The organism is Chitinophaga costaii, assembly GCF_900094705.1.
In the GTDB taxonomy this organism is placed as follows: domain Bacteria; phylum Bacteroidota; class Bacteroidia; order Chitinophagales; family Chitinophagaceae; genus Chitinophaga; species Chitinophaga costaii.
In genome coordinates, this window is record NZ_FMAR01000006.1 from 155,570 (window position 1) to 173,913 (window position 18,344).

General features: G+C 47.4%; 14 protein-coding genes. 5 read left to right on the forward strand and 9 right to left on the reverse strand.

What is annotated here, in order from left to right; all coding sequences use genetic code 11:
- Positions 1 to 59: 59 nt before the first annotated feature.
- From GA0116948_RS10850 to GA0116948_RS10865, 4 genes are all read right to left on the reverse strand, one after another.
- Positions 60 to 605, reverse strand: coding sequence for a hypothetical protein (locus GA0116948_RS10850; RefSeq protein ID WP_089712010.1), 546 nt, complete (start codon positions 603 to 605; stop codon positions 60 to 62).
- 66 nt (positions 606 to 671) lie between these two features.
- Positions 672 to 1,211, reverse strand: a complete 540-nt coding sequence (locus GA0116948_RS10855; protein WP_089712012.1) for a hypothetical protein — start codon at positions 1,209 to 1,211, stop codon at positions 672 to 674.
- 212 nt (positions 1,212 to 1,423) lie between these two features.
- The gene (gene gyrB, locus GA0116948_RS10860; protein ID WP_089712014.1) at positions 1,424 to 3,406 is read right to left on the reverse strand and encodes a DNA topoisomerase (ATP-hydrolyzing) subunit B; all 1,983 of its coding nucleotides are present in this window, start codon (positions 3,404 to 3,406) and stop codon (positions 1,424 to 1,426) included.
- A gap of 171 nt (positions 3,407 to 3,577) precedes the next feature.
- Positions 3,578 to 5,263, reverse strand: a complete 1,686-nt coding sequence (locus tag GA0116948_RS10865; protein WP_089712016.1) for a hypothetical protein — start codon at positions 5,261 to 5,263, stop codon at positions 3,578 to 3,580.
- A gap of 272 nt (positions 5,264 to 5,535) precedes the next feature.
- Here GA0116948_RS10865 and GA0116948_RS10870 point away from each other — a divergent pair, with 272 nt between their 5' ends.
- The gene (locus GA0116948_RS10870; RefSeq protein WP_089712018.1) at positions 5,536 to 6,456 is read left to right on the forward strand and encodes a helix-turn-helix domain-containing protein; all 921 of its coding nucleotides are present in this window, start codon (positions 5,536 to 5,538) and stop codon (positions 6,454 to 6,456) included.
- A 544-nt stretch (positions 6,457 to 7,000) separates the two neighbouring features.
- On the opposite strand, the gene GA0116948_RS10875 is transcribed toward GA0116948_RS10870, so the two are convergent.
- Positions 7,001 to 7,747 carry a carboxypeptidase-like regulatory domain-containing protein gene (locus tag GA0116948_RS10875; protein WP_165798347.1) on the reverse strand — a complete coding sequence of 249 codons (747 nt, stop codon included), beginning with the start codon at positions 7,745 to 7,747 and terminating at the stop codon, positions 7,001 to 7,003.
- A gap of 151 nt (positions 7,748 to 7,898) precedes the next feature.
- Between GA0116948_RS10875 and GA0116948_RS10880 the strand changes: the two genes are divergently transcribed.
- The 4 genes from GA0116948_RS10880 to GA0116948_RS10895 all read left to right on the forward strand — a co-directional run bounded on the left by GA0116948_RS10880 (position 7,899) and on the right by GA0116948_RS10895 (position 14,759).
- Complete coding sequence (locus GA0116948_RS10880; protein WP_089712022.1) at positions 7,899 to 8,837, forward strand: ribose-phosphate diphosphokinase; 939 nt, start codon at positions 7,899 to 7,901, stop codon at positions 8,835 to 8,837.
- 312 nt (positions 8,838 to 9,149) lie between these two features.
- On the forward strand, positions 9,150 to 9,590 hold the full coding sequence (locus GA0116948_RS10885; protein ID WP_089712024.1) for a GNAT family N-acetyltransferase: 441 nt from the start codon (positions 9,150 to 9,152) through the stop codon (positions 9,588 to 9,590).
- A gap of 150 nt (positions 9,591 to 9,740) precedes the next feature.
- Complete coding sequence (locus GA0116948_RS10890) at positions 9,741 to 13,283, forward strand: SusC/RagA family TonB-linked outer membrane protein (RefSeq protein WP_089712026.1); 3,543 nt, start codon at positions 9,741 to 9,743, stop codon at positions 13,281 to 13,283.
- 12 nt (positions 13,284 to 13,295) lie between these two features.
- The gene (locus GA0116948_RS10895; RefSeq protein ID WP_089712028.1) at positions 13,296 to 14,759 is read left to right on the forward strand and encodes a SusD/RagB family nutrient-binding outer membrane lipoprotein; all 1,464 of its coding nucleotides are present in this window, start codon (positions 13,296 to 13,298) and stop codon (positions 14,757 to 14,759) included.
- 100 nt (positions 14,760 to 14,859) lie between these two features.
- On the opposite strand, the gene GA0116948_RS10900 is transcribed toward GA0116948_RS10895, so the two are convergent.
- From GA0116948_RS10900 to dtd, 4 genes are all read right to left on the reverse strand, one after another.
- Positions 14,860 to 16,290: a glycine--tRNA ligase gene (locus tag GA0116948_RS10900; protein ID WP_089712030.1), complete on the reverse strand. Its 1,431-nt coding sequence runs from the start codon at positions 16,288 to 16,290 to the stop codon at positions 14,860 to 14,862.
- 97 nt (positions 16,291 to 16,387) lie between these two features.
- Positions 16,388 to 17,362 (reverse strand): YihY/virulence factor BrkB family protein, encoded by a 975-nt coding sequence (locus GA0116948_RS10905; protein WP_089712033.1) that lies wholly within the window; start codon positions 17,360 to 17,362, stop codon positions 16,388 to 16,390.
- A gap of 55 nt (positions 17,363 to 17,417) precedes the next feature.
- The gene (locus GA0116948_RS10910) at positions 17,418 to 17,747 is read right to left on the reverse strand and encodes a nucleotide pyrophosphohydrolase (RefSeq protein ID WP_089712035.1); all 330 of its coding nucleotides are present in this window, start codon (positions 17,745 to 17,747) and stop codon (positions 17,418 to 17,420) included.
- Between the two features lie 5 nt (positions 17,748 to 17,752).
- Positions 17,753 to 18,205, reverse strand: coding sequence for a D-aminoacyl-tRNA deacylase (dtd, locus tag GA0116948_RS10915; RefSeq protein WP_089712036.1), 453 nt, complete (start codon positions 18,203 to 18,205; stop codon positions 17,753 to 17,755).
- Positions 18,206 to 18,344: the final 139 nt, after the last annotated feature.

Genomic DNA, 18,344 nt, shown 5'->3' on the forward strand with positions numbered 1-18,344 from the left:
AAATGAGAATCGTTGTACTACCCGCCACAGGCGGTTACCGCATTTTTTTTGCAAATCCTTTACTGTCCTTTAGTAACGGTTTCCATATTAATTTTAAACTTACCGTCACTGATCTTATTCACTTTATCCTGGTCGGTAGTAGATGCCACTTCTCCATTAAAAGTGCCTTCCAGGTATGCATTATCAGCGCGGGAAAGTTGTATGACCGAGTAGTGCGTGATGGAAGATTGATAGAAATCATTACCCCCTAAGGCTGGCACCCAGTTAATGCCATCGCTCGCATAGGTTGTATCTCCATAATTGCCCGGCAGGGGACGTCCCTGGCGGAAAGTCATGGTTAGCATGATCTGGGCCGAACTGGCTGTTGAATCGGTAAGCGCAACGATGGCATATACAGTATCCTCTTTATTGTCATCTTCATTATCAATGGCCACGCCGGCATTCAATACCATGATCTTAGCGGAATAATCCTTTCCATCCAGCTTAAAGCTGAGCGAATTATCGGCCGCCACAGGCTGGCTGTTTTTTTTGTCGCTGTCTTTCTTACAAGCAGCAAATATTGCAGGTAGCAGCAAGCACGCCAGGAGTAAATGCCTGAATTTCATAGCCTAGGTATTAAGGTATACCCTAAGATATATAAAATTTTTAAATGTAAATATTAAATAATGCGTTTAATCTATGCGTTGGCGTACAATGTAAGGTGAATGCATATTGATCTTGAACTGCCCGGAAATCAGTTCCAGGGTTTTGGTATCATCGGCATTATTTACCAGTTTCCCATTGAAAGTACCTTCCAGGAAATCGTTGTCGGCCCGGGTGATGTGTACGGTGGTAGTATAATCCGGCACACTTACATAATAAGCAGTGGCATTCAGCGCATCCGACCAGAACATCGTATTATCGCCGTCACTGATATTGGTATAATCGCCTGGGGCCAACTGTCCATCTACCGTATTCACGTAAATTCCCACCTGCTGGCCACCAGGCATTGGGCCGGAAATATCGTAGGCAAGATTTAACGTCCCATTTTGGCTACGGGCCGTTATAGTGTCGATGAACATGATAAAATCGGAGGAAGAGGACGTATAAACCTTTCCGTTTATGGTAACGCTGAGGGTATTTTCTGAGCCGGGCTTATCGGCCGAGTCCTTTTTACAAGCGGCAAGGCCCGCGCAGCACAATGCCATAAAGATCAGTAATCTGGTTTTCATAGTATAGGTTTGTATAGGTTAAAGGACCATTCCGGGAACCAACAAATATATAATATTAAATTATAATAATATAACAATTAATACCTGTTACCGCCTTCCATGGCCTACCAATAGGGCAAGGTATCCTTGGTCAGCAGCGGGTTATTCAAACAAAATGCCCCTTCGCAGTATGCGAAAGGGCGTTTTTATAGAGAAACTGTTGTTACAAATAATTATACATCGATGCGCGCATATTTAGCGTGCGATTCGATAAATTCCCTGCGGGGAGGCACCTCATCTCCCATTAACATACCAAATACACGGTCGGCTTCTGAAAGACTGTCGATAGTTACTTGTTTCAGGGTGCGGTTTTCTGGATTCATAGTGGTATTCCACAATTGTTCGGCATTCATTTCACCCAGCCCTTTATACCGCTGTACCTCTACGCTATCCTCCTTACCACCGTTGGCCAGCCGTGTAATAGCGGCTTTGCGTTGTGGCTCTGTCCAGCAATAGACTTGTTCCTTGCCTTTCTTCACCAGGTATAGAGGCGGCTGTGCCAGGTACACATAACCTTGGTCTACCAGCGCACGCATATAGCGGAAAATGAAGGTGAGGATCAGGGTGGCGATATGGCTTCCGTCCACATCGGCATCCGTCATGATCACCAGTTTGTGATAGCGGAGTTTGGCCAGGTTCAAGGCCTTATCATCGTCTTCAGTTCCTATGGTTACGCCCAGGGCGGTAAAGATATTTTTAATTTCTTCGTTCTCATAGATCTTGTGTTCCATGGCTTTTTCCACGTTCAGGATTTTACCGCGCAGCGGCAGGATAGCCTGGAAGGCGCGGTCACGGCCTTGTTTGGCGGTACCACCTGCCGAATCTCCTTCGACCAGGTACAGCTCACATTTTTCCGGATCGTTGTCGGAGCAGTCTGCCAGTTTGCCCGGCAAACCGGAGCCGGTCATCACGCTTTTGCGCTGCACCATCTGGCGGGCCTTGCGGGCGGCTTCGCGGGCCTGTGCGGCCAGCACTACCTTGCTGATGATGGTTTTAGCTTCGCGGGGATGTTCTTCCAAGTAAGCATCAAGCACCTGGGCTACGGCACTGTCTACTACCCCCATTACATCGGAGTTACCCAGTTTGGTTTTGGTTTGTCCTTCGAACTGTGGCTCGGGTACCTGCACACTGATAACAGCGCTGAGGCCTTCTCGGAAGTCATCGCCGGTTACCTCTACCTTGCTCTTTTCAAAAAGTTTGTTCTTATCGCCATAAGACTTAAATACACGGGTTATGGCGCGGCGGAAGCCTGCCACATGTGTACCGCCTTCAATCGTGTTAATATTATTTACGTAAGAGAAAATGTGCTCATTGTACGAATCGTTGTACATCAGCGCTACTTCAATATGTACGTTGGTATTATTATCGTGGGTGTCAATACTGATGGGAACAGCAACCAGCGGGTTGCGGCGGCCATTCTTATCGATCAGTTGCACAAACTCGGATATACCACCTTCGCTGTAAAACACTTCCATCACTGGCTGGCCATCTTCCCCCAGTTCCCGCTCGTCTGTGAGGGTAATGCGGATACGGCGGTTCAGGAAGGAAAGTTCACGCAGCCTACCTGCCAGTATTTCCCGGCTGTAAGTAGATTCCTTGAAGATATCTTTATCTGGTTTAAAGTGTACCGTGGTACCGGTTTCACTGGATTCGCCAATGGTGCGCACCGGGTACTGTGGAATGCCGCGATGATATTCCTGTTCAAACAGCTTGCCCTCGCGCCGAACGGTTACCAGGCACAAGGAGCTCAATGCATTTACGCAGCTTACCCCAACCCCGTGCAGGCCACCAGATACCTTATAGGTGTTCTTATCAAATTTACCACCCGCATGCAGTACGGTCATTACCACTTCGAGGGCCGAACGGCCTTCTTTGGGAATGATACCGGTGGGAATACCCCGTCCATCGTCTTTTACGCGAATGCTATTATCCGTTAAAATAGTTACTTCAATATTTTTGCAATATCCGGCGAGGGCTTCATCGATAGAGTTATCTACCACTTCGTACACCAAGTGGTGCAGTCCTTTGATACCGATATCACCAATGTACATAGCAGGGCGCTTGCGCACTGCTTCCAGACCTTCCAGAACCTGGATACTTCCAGCGTCGTAACCATTATCTTCAGAAAGGGGAGTTTGCACTAATTCTTCGCTCATATTTGGATTTAAATTGCTAGTTGACGTAAAACGGTGAGAATTGTGCAAATATAAGCTTTATGAGGCTAATAACAATGGAAAATGCGGCGTTTCTAGGCCACGTCAGAAGCCTTTAACAAATCTTTGCATACCCGCTCCTGTAGCGCCCCAAAACGGCACCCTGCCCTTGCGCTAAACAATACTTTTCAGCAAGCTGCTACCGGCAGTTTGTTTAATGCCTTTAAAGATGGTCTTCCAGACGAGATTAAAGAAAGATTTATGTGTATCGCGCTCCAGCTCTACCCGGGCAGCGGCCGGCGCATCGCCCTCTTTAGGGCTATTGTTTTTGAGGCCAAATGCATTGGCCAGGAAAGTGCCGATTCCGGATTTTTTCGCATGCTTGGTATCATCGGTCTTTTGCAGGAAGGCAATTTTCAGGCTATCATATTTAAAATCTACCGTGCCGGCGGCCTTGTATTGGTTACCGCTTATATTAAAGGAGAGGGTATGTATTTGCAGGGAAGTAACTTCCACCCGGTTGAGGGGGCGCACCATCTGGTTCATTTTCCGCCCGTCCATGTTTTTCAGGACGCCTGTCAGCGAGAAGCCCCCAGCCGAATCGGCAATCGGAAAATCGAAGCGGGCGGTGAGATCCCCCTGGCCCATGAGCAGGGCGTGCAAATTAATAATCATATGGCTGTCTTTGGCCAGCATAGAATCCAGGTTGGTGATATTGGTGAGGATGCCGCTGGCGTGGATAAAGTTTAGTACCCCTGTTTCGCCCGTTACCGGGCTTACCTCCCGGTACTCTACATCCATTTCCTTGGCCAGGAGTGTATCGATATGCAGTGGGAGCTTCATACGGGCAATCATCTGGTTGGGATGCTTGCCCAGCTTGGTTTTAGGATCCATGGGCAGCATACGGTTATGGTACACATGCACCTGGCCACTGGCAATATTTACGCTGCGGGTTTTTATGCCGCCTTGCAGCAGGGTATAGGGATCGAAGTTGCGGAGTACTACTTTGTTGAGCTTTACATCAAAACGGTCTTTTTGAATTTTGGCTTGCCGGTCAAATGCTGCATAATCGTAAATAGGATCCAGGTGAAAAGAATCTATAGACAGTGTTTGGGCGGCTGCGTCATAATGTAGTTCATGCACTTTCATCCAGTATACGCTGTCGCTGTTTCGGTAACGGTAATCTTTTAAATCTATCTGGCAATTTTCCCCATAAAAGTACCGGGCGGGGTCGTGTTGCGACACAGAGTCTACCAGCAAGCCAGTGATGCGGATATCCATTTGCGCCACCTGCATACGCATTTGGTTAGCGTCTGGCCGGTCAAAGGTATAGTTCATATTGGTATTGAGCAGCTCCAGGCGGCCTATGCGGATTTCCTTCAGCTTTTTAGACATAGACTGGTAGAAACTTTTAGGCACTGTAGTATCTTTGGGGCGGGTATCTACATTCACCACCAAACTGGGATTGGTAAAAATGAGGGCGCTGGCTTCTACCTTCTTTTGCCGGAAATACCGCCATACCCGGAAGCCCTGTAAATCTAGCTTGTCTGCTGCCACGGCACAAACAAATGGCTTGGCCCGCTGTTCTCGCTGCATGCGGTGATAGACGGCGCTATCGGGAGTAAGGCTTACCTTGGTGAGCAGGAGATCTCCACCGAAAATATCCAGCCGCATATTCTCATAACGCAGCGAATAGAGGCTATCCGTCATTTGCAGAACGTAGCTGTGCAGCTCCTGTCGCATTTTAAGGCGCCAATAATACCCAAGGGAAAAGCCCAGGGCAATAATTAGTATCAATAGGGTAAGGATGCCAAGCAATCCTTTTTTCCAATGTTTTTGTACGTAATGTGTTATAGCCATGCAAAAAACATTACCAATACCATACCACCCAGGCCCAACCGTATAAATGCCAGGTAAACGTTGCCGAACTGAAACAAGTTGCGGCATTATGACAAATGCAAGACTACGCAAGTTCACAGGAAATCGGTCAATTGTGTAATTTTACCCCTGCAACGGTATAGCAGGGAAGCACAGGATCAGATCTCTGCGCTCCTCTGTCACCTGTTTGTCAAAGCAGGTTCACGTTTAATAACAACCCGTATATTTGTGAGGATTTTAATTACAGTTAGGTTTTGAAAGACGTACAGGAAATATTAACGATGGCTATTCCCCAGCCTGCAATGAGCGATCAGTTGCAACTGGCGGAAAATAGTTCTGTGGCCGTACCGGACTGCATGGAGTTTGAACTCCAGCGGTTTACCTACGACACACCATTACCAGTAGAAGACGTGGCCATGGTGGTATACCAGCCCGCTAAGCGCGGACAAGCCGCCACGATAGAGCTGCGTTATTGTGTGAATGGGAGCAGGTATTGCAAGAATCCTGCATGTACAGATGGTCTTTGTGTGGATGCACACAAGGGTACTTGCAATGAAAAAGATCCTTCCCTGGACCTGGTGACCCTGCGTTTCCAGCCTTCCTTCATACAAACTTTACAGAAAGGAGCCACTAAATTTTCATTTGAGCTTTCTGGTAAAAAGCCGTTTGTGAAAACGCTGCAACCCTGCACCAAGTCGAAGGCTGTGCTAGAACAGATGGTGCATCATAACTATGAGGGCATTCTAAAAAATATTTTCCTGCAAAGCAAGGCCCTGGAGCTTCTGCTATTCAGCTCCGACCAGTTCATTAAGAATGATACAGACGAACGCTATGGATGCCGCTTCCTGACCCAACTGGAAGACCGGGAAAAAATTACCAAGGCCCGGGACATCCTGCTGTTGCAGCTAGACGCCCCCATTACCATCCGTGACCTGGCCCGCAAAGTGGCCATGAACGAATGTTACCTGAAAAAAGGTTTTAAAGCGATGTACGGCACCACCATTTACGATTATTTCCAAAAAGAACGGATGGAAAAGGCTAAGGGCCTGTTATACGAACAAGGTATTTCCGTATCAGAGGTGGCTATGCATATGGGCTATTCCTGCATTTCACACTTTTCTACCGCATTTAAGAAACATACGGGATTGAAACCGTGTGAGTTATTACTGCGATAGTAGCCTGTGGACGTCGTGCAGGCCGCTTACATGCCCAAATAATCATTAGCGGGCAGACAGCCGCGAATATAAATTTCCAAATGACATTGGTTTACAACCAGTTGTTATTTGGAAATTGTTGTTTTAGGCCATCATTCACCACTTTTCCCCGTACAAAATTCGGGAGGTTAACCCAACCAACATGTTTTCCTCTTTCGATCATTCGTTTTCCCGAATTGAAAAGTAAAAGCCGCAAAAGCGACGTTATTTTGTATCACGAAGCCGGGGATATTTATCCTTGCTTCCCTAAAGCTTCCTTATTAGATTTGACCATTGAGAATGCGTATGGTAAATAGTAAAGCCATTACATTATTGCTCGTATCCACACCATGAGTACGTTGCAAACCATACGCTTTCTTCAAAAGTAATTGCATATAAATTGGCCGTCATTTTTTAATGACGGCTTTACTTTTTTATGGCTAGTAAGCCCAAGGACCGGCTTACCTAAAAATGTACTTACCCTGGCCGCACAAGTACAGGGCCCTTCTATTATTATTTTAATAAATTATTGTATAGCAGCCGTAGAATCTTTTGGCTTCAAGGCTTCCTGTTGTTTAAACTCCTCATACGATTGCTTAATGTAAAGCAGCAGATCGTAATCGGTGGCCGTTTTCAGGAATTGGTAGGTGGGGTGGTATTTAATCATAAAGCTATCCAGCGCTGGCGATTCCAGCTTTGTCATCCTGGCTACCAGCTCGGGGTTATATCGATAGTCTACAAATTTTTCTTCTTCGAAGGTAACGAGCGTATGTTGGAAATGTTCTTTCTGTTTGCGGGCTTTGCTGGGTACCAGGTAAGAAAGAGCGGTGATAGGGTTACTGGGCAGTGTTTTGAGAATATCCATTGCCCCGGGTTTATGATAGTTATAATATTTTCGGTATTCATCGCGGGTAGCAAGGGAATCGTCGTGATAGTTGCGTGCGCGGATGGTGGTTTGATTCAGGTCATAAATGCGGCGGCTCATGTATACAACCATACTACCGGCCACAGGGATAACTTCATGCTGGCGGGCATAACCTAACATCGTAAATTCCAGTGTATCACCTGGTGCGCCTTCTACAAAAAAGCGGCCATTTTCACTGGAAAGTGTTCCCAGCTTGGTGCGGAGGTTTTGAATGGTTACCGCAGGTAAGCCAGTTTTTCCTTCCAGATCCGCCACCATACCAGATACTTTTATCTGTGCATCTGCAACCTGTGTGCCTGCCAATAAAGAAATGCTACATACTACTATAAAAAAAAACAGGCGACTCATGCTCATAACTAATCCTTCAAATATAATGCTCCCTTATTAAATAAAACGTTAAAACTAGCTCTCGTGGCCCAGCCGGAGCATGCCTGCCATTTTATGAAAGCAAAAAATCGGGTAAATTATTAATTATCTTTACGCCCTTAGATCAAATCTTATGTCTCAGCCCATCGTATTTTCTACACAACGTTATCAATATTTGAAAGAAGACCTCATGCAGCATGCTGGCTTGCAATGGGAATCTGGCCTTATTTCTATCCGCGATTTTCCGGATGGAGAACATTACCACCGCATCCGCTCCGATATCCGCAACAAGCCGGTGATCTTGCTGGGTGGTACCATCGACGATCAGGAAACGTTAGAATTATTTGACCTGGCCAATGGTGTGGTTCAGTGCGGTGCATCATCACTTTACATCGTCATACCATTCTTTGGCTACTCCACCATGGAGCGTGCTGTAAAACAAGGCGAAATTGTTAAGGCCAAAAACAGGGCCATTTTGTTTTCCGCCTTGCCGCAAACCTCCCAGGGCAATAATATTATCATGATAGACCTTCATGCTGATGGCATCTCTTATTACTTCGACGGTAATATACGTCCGGTGCATTTGTATGGAAAGAGCATTGTAGAGAGAGCTGCTTTAGAACTGGCTGGCGGTGAGCCCTTTGTGCTGGCCAGCACCGATGCCGGTCGTGCCAAGTGGGTAGAATCTTTAGCGAATGACCTGCATGTGCCTGCCGCATTTGTTTATAAACGCCGCATATCCGGTGATGAAACACATATCACCGCGATCAGTGCGGATGTAAAAGATAAGATGGTCATCATATACGATGACATGATCCGAACAGGTGGCTCCCTGCTTCATGCAGCAAACGCCTACAAACAATCGGGCGCAAGAGAAATAAACGTAATTACTACACATGGTCTTTTTTCCGGAGGCAGCTTCGCCAAAATCCGCAACAGTGGCCTGATTAAACAAATCATCTGTACGAACAGCCACCCTTCCGCGCTGGCCATTCACGACCCCTTACTGCGCATTATTTCGGTTAGCGACTTAATCCTTTCTTACTTCCGCGATATCGGGCTGCATGGTTAACATTAAATAACATTCGTTAACAATCCTGCTATTTTATTTCCTAAATCTATTGAAAGAGACCTCATCTATCCCTGTCAGGGCTGGAAAGAGGCTTCCTTGGCCTGATCTTTGTAACCTATCCCGAATTTGCTGGCAAATTATTATCGGCCAATTGAAGAGTAGTAACCCTACTGTGGCATTTTTTAAAACCATTTTTTAAGACCTTTCCGCCAGTAAATTAAATAGTTAGGGGTGCATACTATTATAGTTTAGCAAATCTATGTGTGAAGAACGATATACTGAGTAATGTAAAACTCTTTTTATTTTTTTTTGATGTTTAGTTTTCGTGTACTCGTTTACGGTAGTAAGGCTTACCAGGACATGGTCTCTCTTCGCGACAGGGTACTTCGCAAACCATTGGGTTTAAGCTTTTCACGCGAATATCTGGCCAAAGAAAAGGATGATATTTTAATAGGGAGCTTTACCACTACCCAGCCTGAGCAGCTGGTGGGTTGCTGCATTTTAACACCGGTAGATGTACGCACTGTTCAATTGCGGCAAATGGCAGTATCTCCGGATTATCAGCAACAGGGCATTGGCAGTGAGATCGTTAAATATGCAGAGGCCTTGGCCACCGAAGCCGGCTATAGCACCCTGATGATGCACGCAAGAGCCACCGCTATCCACTTTTACACGAAACTTGGTTATAAAACAATCGGAGCAACATTTGAAGAAGTAGGCATCCCACATGTTGAAATGCAGAAAATCCTTTAGTGTTGTTTATGGGTCAACCATTATCCAGGAAAGCATAACGCATGCAACCATATCGAACACAACCAATTCGTGATCTGCATGGTGCCTGTACTTAAACTCCGTTAAAAATCGCTGTAATACCATAATGAATTAACCAAACCTGATTGACTAATGAGAAAAAATGTACTGATGCTATGCGGCATGTGCGGCATACTGCTCTCGTACGCCGCCAGCAGTGGCGCGTGGACTGCCAGGGCTGGGACATCCCCTATGCTACGACCAATTGACCAACAAAAAGACACTACGCCCTCTACTCCACGGGCTGCAACAGACACTAGCAAACCGGCCATTCCGCCTGCTGCTGTAGTGATTAGCGCCCATACTGACACTACAAAACCCACCACTACAGATACCAGCAGGGTGGTGGTGATTGGCCCTAAAACAGCCGATAGTAGTGGTACCGCCGCCCGGCAAGACACGGTGGTAAAACCCAAAAATGATACGGCACTTATATTGCCGCCAGATCCTGCTACACTTCAACAGCAGGCCGGCCAATTTACCCTGCGCGGTTCGGTATCTGAAAACAATGCTCCCGTACCCGGCGCCACGGTCATTAACAAAAACACGCACGATACCACTGTTACAGATGCATCTGGCCAGTTTCAGCTGAAGGCGTCGATCAATGATACCCTTATTACCAAATCGATGGGTTTCAACGATCAGCAGGTGAAAGTAGAAAAACGCACCCCGATCGACATTCCGCTCAGTACAACACAGTCTACCGCCAAAACGCTGAACACCGTAGTGGTAACGGCTTTGGGCATTCAGAAAAACTCCCGCTCTGTAGGATATGCCATTGCCGAAATAGGAGGTAATGCAGTGCAGGAAGCTAAGGAAGTGAACTTTGCCAATGCCCTCTCTGGCAAGCTGCCCGGCCTGCAAGTGAATACCAACTCGGGTTCTATGGGCGGCTCCACGAAAGTAAATATGCGAGGCACAAAATCTATACTGGGCAACAATAACGCCCTCTTTATTGTAGATGGTGTGTACCTGTTTAATAATTCCACGAACCAGGCCGGCCAGTTGAATGGCGGTGGGGGTTATGATTATGGCAGCGCCCTGGCCGACATAAACCCGGAAGACATTGCCAACGTATCGGTACTGAAAGGTGCCGCCGCTACGGCTTTGTATGGCAGCCGCGGAGCCAATGGTGTAGTATACCTCACCATGAAAAAAGCGCCCGATGCAGAAAAAGGTATTGGCATTACTTATAGCCTAAATGCCCAGATGGATGAAGTGTACGTATTGCCCAAATATCAAAACCTGTATGGCGGTGGTGCCAATGGTTTTGACACCCTCTACTACAACGAGCATCCCGAAGGTTTCCTTAGTGAAGCTGCCGCCACGTATGACGATAATAATGGCAAAGGCCGTTATGACCTGCTACCCCAATATTCCCAGGACGCCAGCTGGGGTCCTAAGCTAAATGGACAAATCATTCGCCCTTACTGGTCTTGGGATAAGGATAAAGGCAATCCTGATTTTGGTAAAACAGATAAGTGGGTGGCTCATCCTAACAATGTAAAAGATTTTTACCGCAAAGGACTTACCCTGACCAATAATATTTCCTTTGCCGGCCGTGATGAAAAGGGCAGTTTCCGGGTATCTTATGGTAATATGAACCAAACCTTTATCCTGGCCAATGCGGGATTGAAACGCAACAACCTGGCCTTTACCGGGAATTACAACCTGCTGAAAAACCTGCATGCATCTGCCTCGGTCAATTATTCTGACCTGCGCGCCAATGCCAGGCCTGGCACGGGTTTTACAGGCCCTAATCCTACCCTGCAATTTACCATGTATGGACAGCGACAGTTAGATATTGAAAAAGAAAAAGAATATGCCTATGCAGACGGATCTCAGCTTACCTGGAACCGTACTTCCTGGGATAATCCAAAACTGTCTTCCAGCAATGGCCCATACTGGAACCGCTACCGGGATTATGAAGCAGATAACCGCACCCGTACCTACGGATTTGCCGGGTTGGATTATGAGCCTACCAAATGGCTGCAACTGAGCGGCCGCGTATTCATGGATACTTACAATACGCTGGAAGAAGAATTTACGGCAAAAGATTATGTGGCGGGTGGTTATATAAAACGCGTGCGCGCTTCGCGGGAATTAAATTACCAGTTTACCGCCGCGTTTAAAAAAGACTTTAGCAAACTATTTTCTTTCAATGCCCTGTTGGGTGGCAACATTATGAAACGCACCTGGTCGGTAACCGGCGGTAGTACTGTGGGTGGCCTTATCCTGCCCGATGTATACAACTTGCAAAACTCCGCACAAACAGCTTCCGTTATTGATCAGCCATATGAGAAGCAGATCAATTCTGGCTTTGCTACCGCCCAGCTAGGTTTCCACAATTACCTGTTCCTGGAAATTTCGGGACGCGAGGATAAAAGCTCTACCCTCAAAGACCCGTATTTCTATCCATCTGCATCGCTCTCCTTTGTATTTAGCGACCTGCTAAAACAATGGAAGTGGCTGGATTATGGGAAACTACGCACCAGCGTATCATCTGTAGGTAGCGATACCGATCCTTACAACATTTACAATACCTATAACTTCCTGCCGGTATATGGCTCCTTCCCCATTACAAGCCTTAGCACCACGAGAAACAATCCATACTTAAAACCGGAGCGTACCCGTGAGGTGGAAGTGGGCGCAGAGATCCGGTTTTTAAACGATCATATAGGCCTGGACTTCACCTACTACGACCGGCATACTAAAGACCAGATCATTCCTTTTAATGTATCGCCCACCACAGGTTACAATGCCACCTTTGTAAACGCCGGAGAGGTAAGTAACAAGGGTATGGAAATTGGCCTAACCCTAAACCCCATCCGTCTCAAAAACAGCTTCCGTTGGGATATCAATGCTAACATTGCCCGCAACCGTAACAAGCTGCTCAATCTTTACATTGACCAGTATCAGCAGTCGGCCGCTATGGTAACCCTGGGTACCGACCGCCGGACCAACCTGGTGAGCATAGTAGCCCTGCCCGGCCAGCCGTTAGGTACTATTATGGGAACAGATTATCAAAAGGTAAATGGCCAGAAACTGGTAGACGCCAGCGGATATTACGTACCCACTACCAGCACCGTTCCTATTGGCAATGTAAACCCCGATTACTTCGGCGGTATTACCAATAGTTTCAGCTATAAAGGCGTTTACCTTTCTGCACTGCTAGATTTCCAGCATGGGGGTGAATTCTTTTCTTACACCAATTTATATGGTGGTATTTCCGGTTTGCTGGATTACACCGCCACCAATAATATCCGCGAAAATGGTGTAGTAAATCCCGGGGTAACAGCCGACGGACACCAGAACACTACGGTGATCACGGCGAAAGATCATTTTTTGCAAGATTTTGGTAAACGCATCAGCAAGGGAAACCTGTACGACGCCAGCTACTGGTATCTGCGGGAAGTGAAATTGGGTTATGATGTTCCGGAAAACATTTACCGTCACATAGGTGCGCAACGCGCCCGTATATCGCTATATGGCCGTAACCTCTGGCTCATTCACAGCAATGCGCCTAATGTAGACCCGAGTAATATTATTAATTCCGATTCTAATATTCAGGGTATAGAAGGCGGCGCACTGCCCTCTGTACGCTCGTTTGGCATAAACCTGAATGTTTCATTCTAATAACTAACGTCAATGAATACACGTAAAATATTATACGGCCTGGGACTCCTGTTATCGGTGTGGATGGTGGGGTGTAAGGATCTGGACGATATAAACCATGACCCTTCCAAACCAAGCAGCACAAAGCCTGAGTACCTATTTACCTACGGAGAAAAAAATAGCAGTGACCTGATTTATGCCGGCACGCAAAACGGATCTATCGGCACCCTGTATGCGCAGTACTGGACGGGCGATGCGGCCAACTCTAGCCGGTATGCGCTGGACGAAGGCAGCAATGGAGCGTTGTGGAGCGGGCTTTATCTTACGCTTAATAACCTGGAAGAAGCTAACCGGCTGAACCGGGCACGCGCCGCCACCATACCTGCCGCCACCAATCAAATTGCCTGCACCTGGATTTTAAAAGCATGGATTTACCAGATCCTTGCAGATGCATACGGTGATATTCCTTTCTTTGAAACCAACCAAATAGCCCAAACCATCACTCCTAAATACGACGATGCTAAAACCGTGTATAGCGCGCTGATAGACACCCTGCAACAACAGATTGCACTGCTGGACGACAGCAAGCCCGGATTTGAAACCGGCGACGGAATTTTTAATGGCGATGTGGGCAAATGGAGAAAGTTCGGCAATTCGCTACTGCTTCGCCTGGCCATCCGGGAGGTAGATGCCAATAAGGAACAGGCCCAGCAAATCATTGAAAGTGTTTACGACAAGGCCATGACCAGTAACGACGATAATGCAGAATTTAAATACCTGGGGGCCGATCCGAATGCGTTTCCTTATAATGACTCACAACGTGCCATCATTGCCTACTATGTAAGCGCCACACTGACGGATTACCAGCGAAGTACTAAAGATCCGCGTTTTAGTATCTATGCCCGCCCTGCTGCATCAACAGATACCATCAGGGGTATGCCTTACGGACAGGCGGAATCTGATACACTCCGGCAACCCGCTGGCAATTATTCTTATCCGGGTACCAAAATATATTCGGCCAGCATGTCGGGCATTCTGATGCAATATTCCGAAGTAGAGTTTATCCTGGCAGAAGCAGCCGCCCGTGGATTTGCCACCGGCGACGCCGCCACGCATTACCTGCATGGCGTGAATGCTTCCCTGGCTTACTGGGGCGTAGACACGGCTTCTGCCGCAGCCCAGACTTTCTTGGCCGGCGTGCCTTACAATGCCGCCGATTGGCGGAATGTAGTAGGTACCCAAAAATGGCTGGCACTCTATCCGCAAGGCTTGCAGGGATGGTTTGAACGCAACCGCTTAAACTTTAAAAAACCTGGCGGCGATAGCCTGTTCAAAGCACCGCTCAGCGGCATCCTGGATGGTTTTGTGACGTTTGTTCCTTATCGTTTAAGTTATCCTAAATCCGAGCAAACCCTCAACGGTGCCAATTACACCTCCGCCGTAACTCACCTCGGCGCAGACAACCAAGGAGTAAAACTTTGGTGGAATAAGTTGTAAGCTAATAGCATAACTACACGACACTACAATAAAAGGCCGGAAACATAGCTGTAATGCTTGTTTCCGGCCTTTGTGTTTATAGTTGTAACAGGTGTTTTTTTTAAAACGTGGTAGCTTTTAGTACATGATCGCGCACGGCAGATACGTGTATGCGTTCCTGCTCCATGCTGTCGCGATAACGGATGGTAACGGTATGATCTTCTTTGGTCTGGTGGTCTACCGTTACGCAAAAAGGTGTACCAATGGCGTCCTGGCGGCGGTAACGCTTGCCAATAGCGTCTTTTTCTTCATAAAAACAGTGGAAGTATTGCTTACACTCGTCCATAATTTCTTGGGCGATTTCAGGTAAGCCGTCTTTTTTGGTGAGTGGAAACACGGCCAGCTTCATGGGTGCCAGTTGCGGCGGCAGTTTCATCACCACGCGACTATCTGCTTTTTCCGGTGTGCTAAGGTCTTGCTCCTGGTAGGCGGCGCATACGGTGAGCAGGAACATACGATCCAGGCCTATAGAAGTTTCGATCACGTACGGCACATAGTTCTGGTTAATTTCCGTATCGAAATATTGCAATTTCTTTTTGCTGAAAAGCTGGTGTTGGGTGAGGTCAAAATCGGTGCGGGAGTGAATGCCTTCCACTTCCTTGAAACCAATCGGAAACTCAAATTCAATATCTACCGCAGCATCGGCATAATGAGCCAGTTTTACGTGATCGTGGAAGCGGTATTTTGCCGGGTCTATACCCAGGCTCAGGTGCCATTTCAGGCGGGTTTCCTTCCAGTACTCGTACCATTCTTTTTGAGTACCGGGGCGCACGAAGAATTGCATTTCCATTTGTTCAAACTCGCGCATGCGGAAAATGAATTGACGGGCTACGATTTCATTACGGAAGGCCTTTCCTGTTTGCGCAATCCCAAAAGGCACTTTCATACGCCCGGTTTTCTGCACATTTAGAAAGTTTACAAATATGCCTTGCGCCGTTTCGGGGCGGAGGTAAATTTCGCTGGCTTCGTCGGTAACGCTGCCTAGCTGGGTAGAGAACATGAGATTAAACTGGCGAATGTCTGTCCAGTTTACCGTGCCACTGACGCCGCAGGCTATTTTACGTTCTTCGATCAGTGCTTTAAGGCCATCATAATCGTTTTCTTTGAGCAGGTCTTCCATTTGGGCCACGAGTGCAGTGCCTTCCGCGGCAGGCAGGGTGTCTGCATAGTTTTCGATGAGGTGATCTACACGGTAGCGTTTTTTGCTGTCTTTATTATCGATCATAGGATCGCTGAAGCTATCTACGTGACCGGAAGCCTTCCAAGTGGTGGGATGCATAAATATGGCGGCGTCTATGCCAACAATATTTTCATGCAGTTGCGTCATACTCTTCCACCAGTAGTCGCGGATATTTTTTTTCAACTGGGCGCCGTACTGACCATAGTCGTATACAGCACTAAGCCCATCATATATTTCACTGGAGGGAAATACAAAGCCATATTCTTTACAATGCGAAATGATCGCCTGGAATGTATTCTGATCTGTTGCCATAAGGTGGCAAAGATAATGGCAAAAAGGAAAAAAATCAATTGGACCGGCCACCTGGGCAGGAAAGGCAGGTAGCCAGTGCAGGGATTACCGGAGGCGGTTAGGGAAGGGCGGGCGGTTCGGCTGGACCTGCTTCCTGCTGCCGTCGCATTTTATCCAGCGGCTCTGTAGATTCTTCCGATACCTGTTTCACCCATACTGCATAATCGTTGGGGTATATGCGGGCGCCCTGGTGATGCACCCAGGCGCGGGTAAATTCCGCACCAAAATACAGGATGGCTGCTGAATAATATACCCACAATAAAATAATCACGATAGAACTGGCCGCTCCATAAGAGGAGCTGATCTTACTCATGCCCAGGTAAAATCCAATGCCCAAACGGCCCAGCATAAACAGCACCGCCGTAGTAATGGCACCCACTGCCACGTGTCCCCACCGGATCCGGGCATCAGGCAATATCTTGAAAATACCGGCAAACAAGGAGGCAATAATCAGGAAGGTAACGGCCACGTTCACGATATATACCAGCACCACCGTAACTTCTGGAAATAATTGGGTAAGCCGGTTGCTCAGCAGCTCTATCAGCCCATTAAGCATGAGTGATACCAGCAGGATAAAACCCATACTAATGATCATGGAAAAAGAAAGGAGGCGGTTCAGCACTACCTTAAGCAATCCGGTTTTGGGTTTGGCTTTGAGCTGCCAGATCATATTTATGGAATCCTGAATTTCGCTAAACACGCTGGTGGCACCAATGATAAGGGTAATAACGCCCATCACTGCGGCCAGGGTGCCGTGGTTGTAAAGGGCCACATTTTTGATCATGTCCTGCATTTGCAAGGCCACCTCTGGCCCTACCAGGCCTTTGATGCGGCCATACACCAGGCCGTTTATTGCGTCTTGCCCGATGAAGATGCGCAGCAGGGTCATGATCACAATGGTCATGGGGGCAATAGAAAAGATGGTATAATAGGCCAGCGATGCGCTCAGTTTCAGCACCTTGTCGGTCATAAAATTAGCACCTGCCAGCTTAAGCACTTGCCAATAGGCTTTTACAGAAAAAGGCTGTTTCATATGAGAAGAGGGAATCAAAAACAACGCCAGCGCCCTTTCTTATAAAGGAATGGGCCTAACTTTTTAGTTTATCATTGTCACGATGCCGGTTAATATCGCGGATATTCTTTTTATCGAAATTCTTTTCCAGGGCCACTGTCATGTCTATACCGGTTTGGTTGGCCAGGCAAAGTACCACCCACAGCACATCGGCCAGCTCGTCTGCCAGCTCTTTCTTTTTATCACTGTCCTTGCTGGATTGGTCACCATACTGGCGGGCAATGATGCGGGCCACCTCGCCTACTTCTTCCGTGAGAATGGCCATATTAGTCAACTCACTGAAATAGCGTACGCCGGTGGTATTGATCCAGTGATCAATTTTGTCTTGGGCCTCCTGGATAGTCATGGGCTTTATTCTTTTGCTTTGGTATCGATGATAATGGTAACCGGGCCATCGTTGAGCAACTGTACCTGCATATCTGCTCCAAAAATGCCGGTGGCCACGGGTTTGCCCAGATCGGTGGTCAGCGCCTGTTGCATTTGCTCATACAGCGGAATGGCAATGGCAGGCTTACTGGCACGGATATAGGAAGGACGGTTGCCCTTCTTGGTGGCGGCAAATAATGTGAACTGGCTTACCAATAAAATATCTCCTTCTCTGTCTTTTACCGACAAGTTCATCACCCCTGCTTCATCCTGGAAGATACGCAGGTTTACGATCTTGTTACTGAGCCAGGTAATATCTTCCAACGTATCGCTGTCTTCAATGCCCAGCAGCACCAGCAGGCCGGTGCTTATTTGCCCGGTGAGGGCACCATTTACCGCCACAGAAGCCTGGGTAACTCTTTGAATAACTGCCCGCATGGCGCAATGATAATAAAAAAAGGCATGCCATCCTTTCCGCAGGGCATACCTTGTCGGCATTTATGTACCAGATGCAGGAACATTTGTATATCCATACTGCCCTACCCCGTGGGCAGCTATCACCATAATTCAATCTCCT